Source organism: Acinetobacter indicus CIP 110367, assembly GCF_000488255.1.
In the GTDB taxonomy this organism is placed as follows: domain Bacteria; phylum Pseudomonadota; class Gammaproteobacteria; order Pseudomonadales; family Moraxellaceae; genus Acinetobacter; species Acinetobacter indicus.
Window position 1 is genome coordinate 492,740 of sequence record NZ_KI530754.1, and the last position, 16,676, is coordinate 509,415.

Below are 16,676 nucleotides of genomic sequence, written 5' to 3' on the forward strand. Positions count from 1 at the left end.
TTATAACGATGTGTATATTTTCAAAATAAGCCCATGAAAACGTATACTTTTTCAGCAAAGATGCCAAAAAGTTCCGTTCCATCCCATCAATTACGGAAAAAAGCAGTCGAACTCTGCTAAAATATTGCGCATTTCTGATTCATCAAAACAAGGGTTTTTTATGTCCACGCTTGCTACCCTGAAAGAACTTCTTGCCAAAAGAATTTTAATTATTGATGGTGCTATGGGTACCATGATCCAACGCCATAAATTGGAAGAAGCCGATTATCGTGGTGAGCGTTTTGCTGACTGGGCCTATGACCTGAAAGGCAACAATGACCTGCTGGTACTGACCCAGCCACAGATTATTCAAGGCATTCATGAAGCCTACCTAGATGCCGGCGCCGATATTATTGAAACCAACAGCTTTAACGGCACACGTGTTTCCATGGCGGATTACCACATGGAAACGCTGGTTCCGGAAATTAACCGTGAAGCTGCGCGTCTGGCCAAAGCTGCCTGTGAAAAATATTCAACACCGGAAAAACCACGTTTTGTGGCGGGTGTCTTGGGGCCAACCTCACGCACCTGTTCAATTTCACCAAACGTGAATGATCCGGCATTTCGTAATATCACTTTTGATGAACTCAAAGAAAACTATATTGAAGCTGCGCACGCCCTGATTGAAGGCGGTGCCGATATTCTGCTGATTGAAACCGTTTTCGATACCCTGAACTGTAAAGCGGCAATTTTTGCGGTAAAAGAAGTCTTTAAACAGCTGGGCCGCGAATTACCGCTGATGATTTCCGGCACCATCACCGATGCCTCAGGCCGTACCTTAACCGGCCAGACTGCCGAAGCGTTCTGGAACTCGGTGCGTCATGGTGATTTACTCTCTATTGGCTTTAACTGTGCCTTAGGTGCAGATGCCATGCGTCCACACGTAAAAACCGTATCCGATGTGGCCGATGTCTTTGTTTCTGCACACCCGAATGCCGGCTTGCCAAATGCCTTTGGCGGTTATGATGAAACCCCGGAACAAACTGCTGCCTTCTTAAAAGAATTTGCCGAAAGCGGTCTAATTAATATTACCGGTGGTTGCTGTGGCACCACGCCGGATCATATCCGTGCCATTGCACAAGCCGTTGAAGGTATTGCACCGCGTCAACTGCCAGAAATTGAGCCTGCCTGCCGTTTAAGTGGTTTAGAACCATTTAACATCACCAAAGATTCCTTGTTCGTGAACGTCGGTGAGCGGACCAACGTGACCGGTTCGAAAAAATTCCTGCGTCTGATTCGTGAAGAAAACTTTGCCGAAGCGCTGGATGTGGCCCGTCAACAGGTTGAAAGCGGTGCACAGGTCATCGACATCAACATGGATGAAGGCATGCTCGATTCACAGGGCGCGATGGTGCACTTCCTGAATCTGGTGGCCTCTGAGCCGGACATTTCCCGTGTGCCAATCATGATTGACTCATCTAAATGGGAAATTATTGAAGCCGGTCTGAAATGTGTACAAGGTAAAGCTGTCGTCAACTCGATTTCCCTGAAAGAAGGTTATGACGAGTTTGTCGAAAAAGCGCGTCTATGCCGTCAGTATGGTGCTGCCGTGATCGTGATGGCCTTTGATGAAAATGGTCAGGCCGATACCGCCGCACGTAAAAAAGAAATCTGTAAGCGTTCTTATGATGTACTGGTCAATGACGTGGGCTTCCCGGCTGAAGATATTATCTTTGACCCGAACGTGTTTGCAGTTGCAACCGGTATTGAAGAACACAACAACTACGCGGTAGATTTCATTGAAGCGACGGGCTGGATTAAACAGAACCTGCCACATGCCATGATTTCTGGCGGTATTTCTAACGTGTCGTTCTCTTTCCGTGGTAATGAGCCAGTGCGTGAAGCAATTCATGCCGTGTTCCTGTACTATGCGATTAAACAGGGCCTGACCATGGGTATTGTAAACGCTGGTCAGCTAGCCATTTATGATGATATTGACCCGGAACTGAAAGATGCGGTTGAGAACGTGATTCTGAACCAGAATCAGGGTACCAGCGGTCAGGATGCTACGGAAAAACTGCTGGAAGTCGCGGAAAAATATCGCGGTCAGTCGGGCGTTAAAAAAGAAGAAGAAAACCTGGAATGGCGTAACCAGCCGGTGGAAAAACGTCTGGAATATGCGCTGGTCAAAGGAATTACCACCTTTATTAATGAAGACACCGAAGAAGCCCGCTTAAAAGCCAAACGTCCGCTAGATGTGATTGAAGGTCCACTCATGGACGGTATGAACGTGGTCGGCGATCTGTTTGGTGCCGGTAAAATGTTCCTGCCGCAAGTGGTGAAATCGGCCCGTGTGATGAAACAGGCGGTGGCCTGGTTAAACCCGTACATCGAAGCAGAAAAAACTGTGGGCGAGTCCAAAGGTAGAGTGCTGATGGCCACAGTAAAAGGCGATGTCCACGATATTGGTAAAAATATTGTCGGTGTGGTCTTGGGCTGTAACGGCTATGACATTATTGACCTGGGCGTAATGGTCCCGGCAGAGAAAATCCTGCAAACTGCGATTGATGAAAAAGTCGATATTATTGGCCTGTCGGGTCTGATCACCCCATCTTTAGATGAAATGGTCTTTGTGGCCAAAGAAATGCAGCGTAAAGGCTTCAATATTCCATTGATGATTGGCGGTGCGACCACCTCGAAAGCGCATACGGCTGTGAAAATTGATCCACAATATTCCAATGATGCGGTGATTTATGTGGCTGATGCTTCACGTGCTGTTGGTGTGGCAACCACCCTGCTGTCACAAGACATGAAACCAGCATTTGTAGCAGACACCCGCGCTGAATATGCCAAAGTACGTGAGCGGATTGCCAACAAACAGCCAAAAGCGGCGAAACTGTCTTATGCAGAATCAATTGAAAACGGCCTGAAAATTGACTTTAAAGCCAATACACCGGTAAAACCAAACTTTATTGGTACCCAGACCCTGACCAACTATCCGCTGGAAACGCTGGTTGAATATTTTGACTGGACCCCGTTCTTTATTTCATGGAGTCTGGCCGGTAAATTCCCAGCCATCCTGACCGATGAAGTGGTGGGTGAAGCAGCGACCGATTTATACAATCAGGCGCAGGCGATGCTGAAAGATATTATCGACAATAAACGCTTTGATGCGCGCGCGGTATTTAGTCTGTATCCGGCCAACCGTTCCGGTGCAGATTCAGTCGAAGTGTATGATGCAACAGGTACGCATGTCACACATACCTTCCAGCACGTTCGTCAGCAGTCAGACAAAGTCACTGGCAAACCGAACCTGTCACTGGCCGATTTTGTCGCGCCAAAAGGTGAAGCGGAAGACTATTTAGGTGGCTTTACCGTGTCGATCTTTGGTGCAGAAGAAATGGCCAATGAGTACAAAGCCAAAGGCGATGACTACAATGCCATTTTGGTGCAGTCTTTAGGTGACCGTTTTGCCGAAGCCTTTGCCGAGCATTTGCATGAACGTATCCGTAAAGAGTTCTGGGGCTATCAGGCCAATGAACAACTGTCAAATGAAGAACTGATTAAAGAGAAATATGTGGGTATTCGTCCTGCACCAGGCTACCCTGCTTGCCCAGAGCACTCTGAAAAAGCACCTTTATTTGACTGGTTAGGCTCAACTGACAAGATTGGTACGCAACTGACCAGCAGCTTTGCGATGTGGCCACCTTCATCAGTCAGTGGTTTCTACTATGCCAACCCTGAAAGCCAGTACTTTAACGTGGGTAAAATCGCAGGCGACCAGCTTGAAGATTATGCGAAACGTAAAGGTTGGACGTTGGATGAGGCGAAACGTTGGTTAGCGCCAAATCTGGATGATTCAGTGGTTTAAAAATCTACTAATTTAGATTAGAAAAAATCCCCTCAAGTGAGGGGATTTTTTTACTTAAAATTTAATTGGTATTCTCTTAAGTATTGCACTCTCAATATCATTTTTAATACCGGCATACTCATCTAAGTTGACAAAAATAACTAATCATGCGAAAAAGTTTTTTTAGTTAACAGATGTTCACACATGCCTCGAATTGTTTCTGTACCACTTAGTTTAGAACAGCGAGAACGACTCATTTTTCTGGCCAAGCATGCAAAACATTGGCGTGAAAGACAACGTGCCCAAACTATTCTCTGGCTTTCTGAAGGTAAAAGTGTTGCGGAAGTTGCCACTCTACAAGAACGTATCCCAGAAACCATAAGGCTACAACGCCGACGTTGGGAATTGTATGAGTTTGAATCGATTAAAGAAGGTCATCGCTCAGGTCGGCCCAATACATTGATCTCAGACTATCAGGCGAAAATCCTAGATTGGGTCAATACAAGTCCACTCAATGCAGAACAAATCCGAGTCAAACTACATGAAGAATACGAAGTGTCCGTGTCTGTTGAAACCATTCGTAAGTTTTTACGTGATTCAGGTATGGTCTTCAAGCGTACCCGTCATAGCTTGAAAAAAAAGAGATCCGATTGCATTTGAACAAGCAACACAGCAGATTGAAAAATTACGAGAGCAAGCGGCACGTGGTGAAATTATATTAGGTTATGTTGATGAAACAGGGTTTTCATCTACACCTGATAACCGCTATGCATGGACAAAGATAGGTGATGTTCATGCGGTTGATGCAATAAGATTAAAACGAGTTAATGTCATGGGGTGTTTGCTTTCAACGGGGAAACTGGTGACAAGTTGTTTACAAGAGTCAGTTACAAGCACTTGGTTTTATGCCTATTTAACTGGAATAGCTCAACAAGTAAAACAGACTTATAACCTTCCATTGGTTCTTATTGTTGATAATGCCTCGATTCATAGAAGTAAAAAGATGGCTGATTACAGAGAGCTACTTAAAAGTAACTTTTCGACGAATTTGTATTTTATTCCAGCTTATAGCCCTGAGTTAAATCGAATCGAGATGGTATGGAAGCAGATGAAATATTATTGGCGAGATTTTCAAGTCATGACAGCTGATAAAATAGAGCAATGGGTGGAGAGAGTATCAAACCAATTCGGAAAAGAATACATGTTTACTTTTTAATGACAGCTTAGTGACCCAACCTCTATTTCCTTGAGCTTAAAAAATTCAATTGTATATTCCCGTTTAGGATGCCAATTTTTTAATTCATACCTTAAATATTTTCTTCTTCCTTTCTGAAGAAGATTTAATTCATAAAATTGAGTTACGTCCTCAAGATTAGGATGAATAAATTTATAGTTCTGAGCAGAAAAATCATTTATTGAATACTGAGACCCTAAATGATTATTAACTATAAAATCTTTCCTTCTCCCCTTTCGAGGAGCCGTATTACACCGTCTACAACTAATTGTTAAGTTTGTTAAATTAAAAATATATTTTTTATATTCAGCTTTTGGTAACACATGTTCTAGATCAATAATAATATTTTCATCATGAGCTAAAGCTCTTTGACAATAGGCACAAGAATTCTGAAATTTAACCTTCAGTAATTCTTTGTATTTAATTTTAAGCGATTTAAATCTTTCACATTTCCATATTTGGTTTGAGCAACGACAACCTGAATAATTACAAATGTATTGATCAAAATTCATTAATTCTTCCTTGTTAAAAATCTAATTTTAATATCTTCAAGCACTTCCCTTTGATGGATATTATCTGCACTTTCAATTAGTCTAATAAATTCTTGCTCAACAAATTCATATGACAATTTATTCTCTTGTAATTGATCCAATAATTTAACGCAATATCTCGATAGAAAAGAATTATCTGGAGTCAAAATTCCAAACACCTCCCAATATAAAGACTCAACACTATAATCTTCATCCTCCTGTATAGTATTTAGCATCTGATCTTTAACCTTAAATATTTTATACTCAATTCGCCCTATATAGTCTCTATATAAATCCTGTTTATTTACCTGAAGCCTTGAAATCATTAGTGGAGAATGTGTTGCTATAAAAAATTTTAAATCATACATATAAAAGTAATCGTATAATTTAAATACGTATTCTCTTTGCCAGTTCGGATGTAAACTTATTTCTGGCTCATCTATTAAAACTATATTCTTTGTATCTTTGGACACGTTACTACTTAAAAACAACATCTGTGCTAAAAAATGTGATTCACCAAACTCGCACCATCTAGATTAAATTTTTCTTCACCTTTGAATAAAATAAAATCAATTTTAAATATTTTTTTATGACTAAATAACTTATAAAATTTTTTAAAAATTGATAAAGAAGAAATATTTTCTCGAGCTCCTCCCCAATCACCAAAGTCAAAAAAATATTCATACTCACTATAAGGATGTAAATTTTTCTTTAGCTGCTTACAAAAACTATCAAGTTCATTTAAACTATAGTCGATGTAATCTTTGTCACTCGCAACATCAAACTTAGGCGAATTCAAACATGAGGTGCGACAGTTTCAAAAGCCTTATGATAATCAACAAGCTGAGCAAACTTCTCTAATGGTGTAAGCCAATCTAACGCTTTTCTAGGACGAGTATTCAGTGACATGGCAACTTGATTTAAATAATGCTGATCTGCCTGATTTAAATCAATCCCTTTAGGTAAATATTGCCTAATTAAACCATTCATATTTTCGCATGTGCCTTTTTGCCATGGTGAATGTGGGTCACAGAAATATACATCTATGCCTAAATCTTCTTCGAGTATTTTATGTTCTGACATCTCACGTCCACGGTCATAGGTCAACGTTTTACGCAGTTCTGCAGGTAAATATTTCAGAGCTTCAGTTAAAGCCTTGCGCACTGATTCTGCCTTTGCATCAGGTAATGTTGCCAAGATACAGAGCCGTGTATTTCGTTCAATAAGTGTTGCTATCGAACTTTTATTGTCTTTACCTTTAATTAAATCGGCCTCCCAATGACCCGGTATTTTTCTTTCTTGAACTTCAGGTGGGCGCTCATGAATAGTTTTAATATCCTGTAATATAGAATCTTTTTTAGGTTCACCGTTAGCTTTTCGCTTTTTATTTTCATGACGCAGACAGGATAATAAGTCTTTTTTCAACTCACCCTTTGGTAATGCTCGTATAGTTGAGTAAATCGTTGTATGGCTTACATTCATTGTTTGATCCAAATCAGAAAATGTCTTTAAACGCTTCGATATTTGCTGAGGAGACCATAAACAACGGATCGCTTCAACAATAAATCTCCAGAGGATTGAGTCGATTTTGAGTTTTCTGTGACCACGTCTACGTCTAGCGAAGGTGTTATCAGAAGCATATTGAGCTTGATAAACGTCATTGATGCTATTTCTTTTAAGTTCACGATAGATCGTACTAGGATGTCTTTTAATAAGTTCAGCAAATTTTCTGGGTGAAAAGCCTTCTTTTCTTGACTCAAGCATTAATGCAGTACGATCTTCAAAGCTAAGATGATGGTATGACAATTTTATATACTCCATAAACCCTTTAAATTAATTAGGTGGTTTATGTCGCACTTCAAGTTTTACTCTGCCTTATTATATTTATCTATTCTTCGTAAAAAATAGCTAAGAAAATCACCCTCAAAATCAGAGTAAAATGATATCAAGGTAGTAACTTCTTTCTCATATCCCAAGTATTCTAAGATGTTGTAAATGTTATTATCCCCATTTAAAAAAGAGTTAACAATCGTCTTTTTTAAAAACTCCTTTCCGCCTCTCGCACTTAATTTTTTATAGCCTCTTGAATTAAACTTATCAAAAACAGTATTTGAAATTGCTATAACATTTTTATTTCTTTTTACATATCTCTGACCAATAGTATTCAATAAACGGCTTTTACCACTGCCATTAACCCCTACCAAAAAATTTACTTCTGAAAAATCTTCCATAATTTAAAGTTATTCAAAAAAATTAAATTTTAATTCAGGTAATTGAAAAACAACACTCTTACTGAATAAAAATTTACCCACTATCGAATCATGATTAAAAAGAAATTTTGAATGTAGCTTGTACCTTCACCACTCCTCTTCCTTATTAGTGAAGTAAAAAATGCAACCGCCTCTTTTCTAACCCCTAAATCCCAAATCACTCGTTTTTACATTTTTAAGTCAGCAAATTTCAAACATTTCCATAATAATAATAAGACTTTAGACATCTCCCAGAATACGTGAAGGCCTTTCTCCATGAAAAAACTCATCAACAACCCTGAAAATCTGGTTGTCGAAATGTGCAAAGGTTTTGTCCTTGCCCATCCTGAACTGACATTTACCGAATCGCATAAAATCATTTCACGTAAACAAAAACACAATAACGTGGCACTGATCAGTGGCGGTGGTAGTGGTCACGAACCTGCACATGCGGGCTTTGTCGGTACAGGCATGTTAGACGCTGCCGTATGCGGTGACGTTTTTGCATCGCCATCTCAAATTCAGGTCTATAAAGCATTGCAGCATGTCGCAACTGACAAAGGCGTGCTGATGATCATCAAGAACTATTCTGGCGATATGATGAATTTCCAGAATGGTGCTGCATTGGCTGCGGAAGATGGCATTAAAGTCGATTACGTCAAAGTGGCGGATGATATCGCGGTAAAAGACAGCCTTTATACCGTCGGTCGTCGTGGTGTTGCTGGTACCATCTTCGTGCATAAAATTGCCGGTGCAGCAGCGTCAAAAGGTTTAGAGCTTGCGGAAGTCAAAGCTGTGGCTCAAAAAGCAGCGGATAACGTGATTAGTCTTGGTTTCGCCTATACCTCATGTACTGTTCCTGCCAAAGGTACACCCACCTTTACCCTAGCCGATGATGAAATGGAATACGGCGTCGGCATCCACGGTGAACCGGGCATTCGTCGTGAAAAAATCTTACCATCGAAAGAAATGGCACAACGTATGGTCGATGACCTGTTTTTAGATCGCCCAGAGATGAAAGAAGTCGCCGTGTTGGTCAACGGTTTTGGCTCTACCCCAATACAAGAACTGTATGTGTTTAACCATGATGTTTGCGAACACCTTGCGCGTAAAGGCATCAAAATTTACCGTACATTTGTCGGCAACTACATGACCAGCATCGACATGAACGGTGCTTCTGTTTCACTACTTGCGGTAGATGATGAACTGAAAGGCTATTTAGATGCTGAAGCCAATACTCCTGCCTTAAAACTGGATGGTTCACCTGCCTTACCATTTGAGTTTGCAACCAAAGATGCAACAGCAGAATATAGTGCCAACACCGAAGTCGAAACAGCTGCAGAACATGCTGAAATTCAAAATGAACAGTTCACCATTGAAAATATGCGTTATGTGGTCGATGTTATGGCGGCATGTATCATCAAGAATGAAGTGCCGTTTTGTGAATTAGATGCACATGCAGGTGACGGCGATTTTGGTATGAGTGTGGCAAAAGGTTTTAAACAACTTAAAAAAGTATGGCAAAGCCTGATCCAGGCACAGTACATGGATGAATTCTTACTGAACAGTTCGATGATCATCATGGAGCATTGTGGTGGAGCATCAGGTCCAATCTGGGGTTCTGCATTCCGTGCCGCGAGTAAAACCATTCAAGGTAAAACCACTTTAAGCGTGGCAGATTTTGCCGATATGCTGCAAGCTGCGGTGAAAGGCATTCAAGTGACAGGTGAACGCTCATTTGGTCGTGGTGCTGTGGTGGGTGATAAAACTCTCATTGATATGCACTTGTGCCATGTGCAGACTCATGGTCTGCCAACACCGACAAAAGCTTTAAAGAAAACTTTATTTTAGGTGCGCAAGCTGCTGTCCAAGGTGCTGAATCGACTAAAGAGATTGTTGCACGTATGGGACGCGCAGGCACTGTCGGTGACCGTAGCTTAGGCTATCCTGATGCAGGTGCTTATGGTTTAGGCGTAATCTTTAGCGATATTGCTGAGCATATTAAATAAGATTTTCAAGATTTGAAAAAAAGCCTCGCATCATCGGGGCTTTTTTATTTACCAGTATGTCCCGTCCCGTTCTGAAATAAGCTGGCAGAAAAAACGTCTATTGAAATTTTTCCAGATACTTGGTCAGCTTTTCTTTGACCACAACCCTTTTATTGCCCTTCATCTGGGCTTCACTCAGAATTCCTTCCGAATCAACCACCACCACACGATGTCCATCTTGCTGCAAACGCTCTACCCCTTCAAACAGCATCCGTGCACCCACATCATGAATTAAGGTGAGGTTGGTCAGATCGAGTACAATCGTCGTATCACCCGGTGGCTCTTCCTGTAAATTGCGCAGCAACATTTCTGACTCGGTAAACTGCAACACTCCGCGCAGTTCATAGACGCGAACATCATCATTTTTGCCAGCCCAATAACAGCTTTGAATAATGGTTTGTGCGGAAGGCGTCCCTTCCATCAGATGCAGGCCCATATCGGCAGATAAGCGCTCGAAAATATCAATCCCGCGGACACTGTTGCCATGTTCATCTACACGCGGTGAAAATACCGCAATACCGACCTGCCCCGGCAGCACACCAATAATCCCACCTGAAACGCCACTTTTGGCCGGAATCCCCACTGTGGTGAGCCAGTCTCCGGCAGCATCATACATACCACAACTGAGCATCACGCTTAACACCTGCCGCACCACTGCCCGATCCAGTAAACATTCACCCGTTTTCGGATGCAGGCCGCCATTGGCCAAGACACGGGCGATGTTCGCCAAATCCTTAACCGTGACCTTAATTGCGCACTGCTGGATATATCCATTTACAATCTCGACCGGGTCGGTATCCAGTGCACCGACAGTACGCAACATATAGCCAATCGACAGGTTCCGGAATGCGGTCTTCATTTCGGAGGTATAGACCTGCTCATCAAAACTTAATTCCCGTCCGGCCAGTTCACTTAAAAAACGGCGCAGCTGCTCGGCCCGTGAAATGCCAGCCGTAGTTTGAATTAATGAATGGGTGGTAATCGCCCCCGAGTTGATCATCGGGTTTTTCGGAATATTCAGTTCTTTGTCTAAGGAAATCTGGTTAAAGGCTTCTCCGGAGGGTTCAACACCTACTTTTTGCAAAACTTCTTCAATGCCCAACTGCTCCAGCACCAGTGCATAGGCAAAGGGTTTGGACATGGACTGGATGGTAAATTCATGACCATCATCACCGCTGGAATAGATCATGCCATCTGCGGTGGACAGGGCCAGCGCCAGCTTGTTAGGATCAGCCTGTGCCAGTTCCGGAATATAATCGGCCAGCTGCCCGCCCACATTGCGCTGACATTGTGACAAAACATGCTTTAAATAATCTGGAACAGGCGTTTGCATAGGGTGGGTCCTTCTTTGGGCATTATCATTGTTGTAGATGGCAACTTTATTTTATACCGCAAGCCGGTGCATTTTGGCCCGGCAGTTACAGCATCGCTACACGCATCGCTTTTCTAAATCTTCTTGATTCAATTATGCGCTCAAGATTGTGCACTTTTTTAGATCACTGTCTGGGAGAAGCTGCTATGATGGCGCGATTTTTTGACTTACCTGCAATTTGTTCATGTTAGCCGAAAATTTCTCCCTCTACAGCACGCTAATCCCGCTGTTTATGATGGCCTTTGGCAGCGTCATTCTGCTGCTGTGGCTGTTCCAGCCAATTCCCACCTATTTTCTGTGGTATGCCGCATCGACTCTGTGTACGGGTCTGGCCGTACTGATCATTACTGTGGTCTCCGCCCAAGTGTTGCCGACCTTTAGCTTTATTCCGTCCACGCTGCTGTTTATCAGCTGTGCGATGTTCACCCATGCCATTCATTTACGGCTGAATGTGACCACGCGCTGGGCGTTTCTATTGGTACTGATTACCATTGCCGAATCAATTTATGTGTATTTTTCGGTGTTTGATGAGCAATATGCACAGCGGATGCTGGTGCTGACCATCACCATTACCCTGATTTTTTCGCATAATTTAAAGGCTTTATATCAGGTCAAGCTCAAGCAGAAACTGGATCGCCTGTTACGCCTGTCGCTGTTGCTGTTAAGTGCGGTGATTGCGCTGCGCACCCTGTATCTGTTTGTGGTATTACAGCCGACCAACCAGATTTTAAGTAACAACTTGGTCGCTGCCGGCACCCAGCTGATTATTCTCTGCCTGAGCCTGCTGATGGCCGGGCTGCTGTTTCATAGTGCCTATCAGGATATTTTCCAGCAGCTGCAAAAAGAACGGAATCTTGATCCATTAACCGGCTTGCTGAATCGCCGGGCGCTGGAGGAACGGCTGAAACGCTTAAAACAGCACAGCCGTTCCAGACAGAATGCGATTATTCTGTGTGATCTGGACTTTTTTAAGCAGATTAATGATCAGTATGGCCATAAGGTTGGCGATGTCGCGCTACAGCATGTCACCGAAATTATCAGCAAAGCGGTACGCAAATACGATGAAATCTGCCGGATGGGCGGTGAAGAATTTCTGATTTTACTGCAAGATACCCCGCTGGATATCGCAATTCAGGTGGCAGAACGGATTCGCAGCGGCATCGAAACCACACCACTGATTCAGAGTGGTCAGGTCATTTCAATGACCGGCAGTTTCGGCATCAGCTTTTTCCAGCACTTTGATGAGTTTTCTCAGGCCGCGCAGCAGGCCGATTTATTGTTATATCAGGCCAAAAATCTGGGCCGCAACCAGCTGCACTGGCAACAATAACAATCATCCACACGTGCAGACTTTTATAACTATTAGTTTATTTTTCCCAAATAAAGTTTGATTATTCATAGCTATAGCTCTTCTTTAAAATTACGGTTCCTGTTTTTAATCCTGTCAGAAGATACGCATGGATGCTACTCCCCGTTTAAGCCGCGAAGACAAACGCACACTTGGCCTGTCCTCACTCGGTGGTGCACTCGAATTTTATGACTTTGTCATTTATGTCTTTTACGCCAAAATTATTTCCGATCTGTTTTTCCCAAGCACCCTCAGTCCATTTTGGGCCATGCTGAATACCTATGGGATTTTTGCAGCCGGTTATTTCTTCCGTCCGCTCGGCGGTGTGGTGATGGCGCATTTTGGCGATTTAATTGGCCGTAAACGCCTGTTTAGCCTGTCCATTTTATTAATGGCTCTACCCACGCTATTTATTGGCATCATGCCGACCTTTGAAAGCATTGGTTATGCCGCGCCATTATTGTTACTGCTGATGCGCGTGGTACAAGGCATTGCCATTGGTGGTGAAATTCCTGCGGCCTGGACCTTTGTTTCCGAGCATGTGCCAGAAAAAAGAATTGGTTTTGCCAATGGACTGCTGACCGCCGGCTTATCCTTGGGGATTTTACTCGGTGCGTTAATGTCGCTGTTTATTTCACTGCAATTTACTGCAGCCGAAATTCAGGACTGGGCATGGCGTATTCCGTTTATTGTTGGTGGGATTTTTGGTCTGGTAGCGCTGTATTTACGCAGTTATTTACATGAAACCCCGGTATTTAAAGCCATGCAGGCACGCAAGGAACTGGCCAAGGAATTACCGGTGAAACAGGTGCTGGTGCAGCATCGTAGCGGTGTGGTGATGGGCATGTTCTTTACCTGGTTCCTGACCGCCTGTGTGGTGGTGCTGATTTTGGCCATGCCAAACCTACTGGTCGGTGCATTTGGTTTTGACCGCGCCGATGCCTTTAAAATGCAAAGTGCCGCCATTGTCATGCAGATGATTGGCTGTATTGTGGCCGGGCTGCTGGCCGACCGTTTTGGTGCTGGCCGCGTTCTTTTATTCGGCTCCCTGCTGGTCGCTGCCATTGCCTCACTGTTCTATAACAGCCTGGGCCATGTTGAAGCATCAACAATCTTTATGCTGTATATGCTCTTGGGTCTGGCCTCTGGAACAGTCGGGATGGTCTCGTATAGCATGGTGAAAATGTTCCCGGCACAAATCCGTTTTTCCGGTATTTCATTTTCTTATAACGTGGCTTATGCCATTGCTGGTGGCATCACCTTACCGCTGGTGCAGTGGCTAAGCCTGTATAGCAATATTGGCGCGCTGTATTATATCTGGGGGGTGTGTCTGGTGGCGTTTATGACCGCCTGGTTTTATCAGCAGCGCTTTGAGCGTTCCCGTTCTCCGACTTAATCTATCTCAAAACAAAAGAGCCCGGCTTCATCCGGGCTTTTTATGCAAAAATGTTCAGATTTTAGCTTTTTAAATTCTTCTTGAGTTCATCTTCCACAATATTAATTTCCACTTCGCTAAAGCGGCGAATTTCACCTTCTGCATGTTTTTCCAGCATCCCGCCAATTAATGGCACTTTTACTTTTACCGTCCAGTTCAGCTGGATCTGAACCTGCTGATCATTACCCGTCACCGAACGTGCGCAGCGGGCCTCTAAGGGTAAGTTCGCACCTAAATCAATGGTCGAGGTCAATGCACTCAGATTGGTGACATCGGTGCGCTTTAAACGAAAAGCATCTTTTAGCAGTTTTTTGGCGATGTCTGGAATATTCACATCCAGGTTATAGGCACGGCGCAAGGTGTAAATATCACCTTGGATCTGCGATTCCAGAATCTCCAGATTTTCCCCCGGAATGCGTTTGCATACATTTTCATGTAATGCAGTATTTGCAGCCAGCTGTTTGAATTCGCTCAATGAAACACCCTGAATGGTGGCATTGACAGTAAATTGATGCGCCATAGTTGATCCCTGATTTTGTCTTTTTCTTCGGTCTTGTTCTTGGTGGGGAACCTGCTGTTGCAGCCGGTTCATCGCCTGTTTATTTAAAAGAATTCTGCACGCGCTGTCATTGGCTGAATGTGGTCGGATTGTTCTGGTGTCTGCCATATTCAATCCGCAGCATCTCACCGGCATCAATCCTGACAAAACAGTCCAGATAATCAATCCGGGCATAAAACTGTTCAGCGCCATCATCCAGTCCGGCCACCGACCAGCGAATGCCGGCCGGAAACTGCTCAAGCCAGCCCGACTGATAAAAATCGGCGACTGAATCAAAATGCAGGCCCTCGGCAGCGGCCTGTTGCAGACGCCGTGCCACCTGTTCAAACCTGGCCTGTTGCTGCTGGCGAAAATCAATCAGCATGGCTTATCTCATCCTGCTTTTATTGCTGTTTATTTCTATCGTCTTTTATTTTAAACCGTCTGGCCGATGAACGCGCCAGTTTTGACTCTGCCCCTCCGCAACATTCAAACTAGAACCAGTCTAAAAATATACGAGTTCAGGATGAACACCACCACCTCTGCTATCCACACATCGCCGCTTGAAATCAGCAGCGTTACTTTCCCGGCCAGCGATGGTTATTTACTGACCGGTACCTGTTATACCCCGCCACAAGTTAAGGCGCAGCTGCTGGTGGCCTGTGCAACCGGCGTGCCGCAAGCCTTTTATCGCCGCTTTGCCGAGTACATGATTCAATATCAGTATCAGGTGCTGTGTTTTGATTATCGGGGTGTGGCCAAATCGGCACCGAAACGGCTGAAAGGCTTTCAGATGTCCTATCTGGATTGGGGCAAACTGGATCTGGCCGGTGCGATTGCTTATTTTAAACGTGAGCAGATGCCGCTATTTATGGTCGGTCATTCCTATGGCGGACAAGCACTCGGATTAGCACCAAATCATGCACAGGTCACGGCACTGTACTGTTTTGGTACCGGCGCCGGCTGGCATGGCTATATGCCACTGAAAGAAAAAATTAAAGTGCAATTTGTCTGGAACCTGATTTTCCCACCGATGGTGGCCCTGGCCGGTTATTTGCCATGGAGCAAGCTGAATATGGGCGCGGACCTGCCGCTGGGCGTGTATCAGGAATGGCGTAAATGGTGTAAAAATCCGACCTACTTTTTTGGTGATCCGGCACAACAGGCGCTGTTTGAATGTTATGCACAGGTCAAAACCCCAATTTATGCCGCTTCTTCACTGGATGATGACTGGGCCTTACCCAATTCCCGGTATGCCTTTATGCAGCATTATTGCAATGCCTCAGTGAAAATGATCAACCTGAGTCCGCAGCAGTTTGGCTTAAGCCAGATTGGGCATATGGGCTATTTCCGCCAAGGTGCAGAAAAAATCTGGGATCAGGTGGCAGCCACGTTTGCCTCATATCTGCCATCCGATACAAACACCGAAGCGAGCATTTCACCGTAATCAGGACGATAAAGACAGGCGCTGCTGGGTTTCACGGCCCTCCCGATCCACATGGGTGATAAAAATACCGTACTGGCTCACATAGTATTCCAGCGACTGCTCATAGAAGGTCCAGTAAATGGCCCATTCGCCCAGATCGGTATCTGCAATCCGGGTCTGGGTTTTGGCCGGCATTTTACGCAATACCTGTTCCTGCAGCATTGAGCCATCCTCTTTATGCTGTACAACTAATGCGTCCTGCATAAAGATGTCCGCTACATCATCAAACAGTTGCTGTTCATAGGCAGCGACTTCTTCAATCACTTCTTCAACCGGTCGCGGGCACTTCTGGCTAATCGGGCCTTGCACCATATTGCAATAGGCGGCCTGATGTTTCTGAAAGGCACGATTAATTCTAATTTTGATCATGACTTTCCATAGCGCATAAAAGGCCAGAAAAATCAGGAGGATTGCCAGTAATTTTGCCATAAGCCCGCTTACCTCAATGGTTCGGTTCTCATTTCCCAGCGTTTGTTCTCGTGTCTCTTATCTCAGCGCTGGATCATGCCTGATGATGATGGTAATTCCATGCGCTCCTAAAGATGACCTAATCGCATCTGCGCTGCCAAACTGCTGTCTTTTTATTCATTTTGACACAAAACAGTAT

At 43.9% G+C, this 16,676-nt stretch carries 15 protein-coding genes and 1 pseudogene; 7 read left to right on the forward strand and 9 right to left on the reverse strand.

The genetic code is table 11. The annotated features are described in order from the left end of the window. The first annotated feature begins 160 nt into the window (after window positions 1-160). From metH to P253_RS07100, 3 genes are all read left to right on the forward strand, one after another. Window positions 161-3,850: a methionine synthase gene (gene metH / locus P253_RS07090; RefSeq protein ID WP_016659300.1), complete on the forward strand. Its 3,690-nt coding sequence runs from the start codon at window positions 161-163 to the stop codon at window positions 3,848-3,850. Between the two features lie 183 nt (window positions 3,851-4,033). Then, window positions 4,034-4,489, forward strand: coding sequence for a helix-turn-helix domain-containing protein (locus P253_RS07095; protein ID WP_004973749.1), 456 nt, complete (start codon window positions 4,034-4,036; stop codon window positions 4,487-4,489). A 16-nt stretch (window positions 4,490-4,505) separates the two neighbouring features. Beyond that, the gene (locus P253_RS07100) at window positions 4,506-5,045 is read left to right on the forward strand and encodes an IS630 family transposase (protein ID WP_141730351.1); all 540 of its coding nucleotides are present in this window, start codon (window positions 4,506-4,508) and stop codon (window positions 5,043-5,045) included. On the opposite strand, the gene P253_RS07105 is transcribed toward P253_RS07100, so the two are convergent. Genes P253_RS07105 through P253_RS07125 form a run of 5 tightly spaced genes read right to left on the reverse strand, consistent with a single transcriptional unit; the run spans window position 5,042 to window position 7,824 of the window. Next, the gene (locus tag P253_RS07105) at window positions 5,042-5,575 is read right to left on the reverse strand and encodes an HNH endonuclease (RefSeq protein ID WP_016659301.1); all 534 of its coding nucleotides are present in this window, start codon (window positions 5,573-5,575) and stop codon (window positions 5,042-5,044) included. The genes P253_RS07100 and P253_RS07105 overlap by 4 nt on opposite strands. After that, a complete protein-coding gene (locus P253_RS07110; RefSeq protein WP_155757653.1) occupies window positions 5,575-6,066 on the reverse strand; it encodes an AAA family ATPase in 492 nt (163 codons plus the stop codon). The genes P253_RS07105 and P253_RS07110 overlap by 1 nt, the downstream gene beginning before the upstream one ends. Before the next feature lie 26 nt (window positions 6,067-6,092). Continuing rightward, window positions 6,093-6,392 carry a hypothetical protein gene (locus tag P253_RS07115; RefSeq protein ID WP_016659303.1) on the reverse strand — a complete coding sequence of 100 codons (300 nt, stop codon included), beginning with the start codon at window positions 6,390-6,392 and terminating at the stop codon, window positions 6,093-6,095. After that, complete coding sequence (locus tag P253_RS07120; RefSeq protein ID WP_016658868.1) at window positions 6,389-7,414, reverse strand: IS30 family transposase; 1,026 nt, start codon at window positions 7,412-7,414, stop codon at window positions 6,389-6,391. Before P253_RS07120 ends, P253_RS07115 begins: the two co-directional genes overlap by 4 nt. A 44-nt stretch (window positions 7,415-7,458) precedes the next feature. Next, window positions 7,459-7,824, reverse strand: coding sequence for an ATP-binding protein (locus P253_RS07125; protein WP_016659304.1), 366 nt, complete (start codon window positions 7,822-7,824; stop codon window positions 7,459-7,461). Window positions 7,825-8,118: 294 nt separating this feature from the next. Here P253_RS07125 and dhaK point away from each other — a divergent pair. Next, a pseudogene (gene dhaK, locus P253_RS15465) lies at window positions 8,119-9,851 on the forward strand (dihydroxyacetone kinase subunit DhaK). 97 nt (window positions 9,852-9,948) lie between these two features. Here dhaK and P253_RS07140 read toward each other — a convergent pair. Then, window positions 9,949-11,223: a glutaminase gene (locus P253_RS07140; protein ID WP_016659306.1), complete on the reverse strand. Its 1,275-nt coding sequence runs from the start codon at window positions 11,221-11,223 to the stop codon at window positions 9,949-9,951. Window positions 11,224-11,446: 223 nt separating this feature from the next. Between P253_RS07140 and P253_RS07145 the strand changes: the two genes are divergently transcribed. Then, complete coding sequence (locus tag P253_RS07145) at window positions 11,447-12,592, forward strand: GGDEF domain-containing protein (RefSeq protein WP_016659307.1); 1,146 nt, start codon at window positions 11,447-11,449, stop codon at window positions 12,590-12,592. A gap of 127 nt (window positions 12,593-12,719) precedes the next feature. Next, entirely contained in the window at window positions 12,720-14,006 is a 1,287-nt protein-coding gene (locus tag P253_RS07150; RefSeq protein WP_016659308.1) for an MFS transporter, read from the forward strand. Window positions 14,007-14,067: 61 nt separating this feature from the next. On the opposite strand, the gene P253_RS07155 is transcribed toward P253_RS07150, so the two are convergent. Next, window positions 14,068-14,565 (reverse strand): DUF2505 family protein, encoded by a 498-nt coding sequence (locus P253_RS07155; protein WP_016659309.1) that lies wholly within the window; start codon window positions 14,563-14,565, stop codon window positions 14,068-14,070. A gap of 106 nt (window positions 14,566-14,671) precedes the next feature. Beyond that, on the reverse strand, window positions 14,672-14,968 hold the full coding sequence (locus P253_RS07160) for a hypothetical protein (RefSeq protein WP_016659310.1): 297 nt from the start codon (window positions 14,966-14,968) through the stop codon (window positions 14,672-14,674). 141 nt (window positions 14,969-15,109) lie between these two features. Here P253_RS07160 and P253_RS07165 point away from each other — a divergent pair, with 141 nt between their 5' ends. Further along, window positions 15,110-16,030, forward strand: a complete 921-nt coding sequence (locus tag P253_RS07165; RefSeq protein WP_016659311.1) for an alpha/beta hydrolase family protein — start codon at window positions 15,110-15,112, stop codon at window positions 16,028-16,030. Here the strand turns inward: P253_RS07165 and P253_RS07170 are convergent, their stop codons facing one another. Further along, a complete protein-coding gene (locus P253_RS07170) occupies window positions 16,031-16,498 on the reverse strand; it encodes a hypothetical protein (protein ID WP_016659312.1) in 468 nt (155 codons plus the stop codon). Window positions 16,499-16,676: the final 178 nt, after the last annotated feature.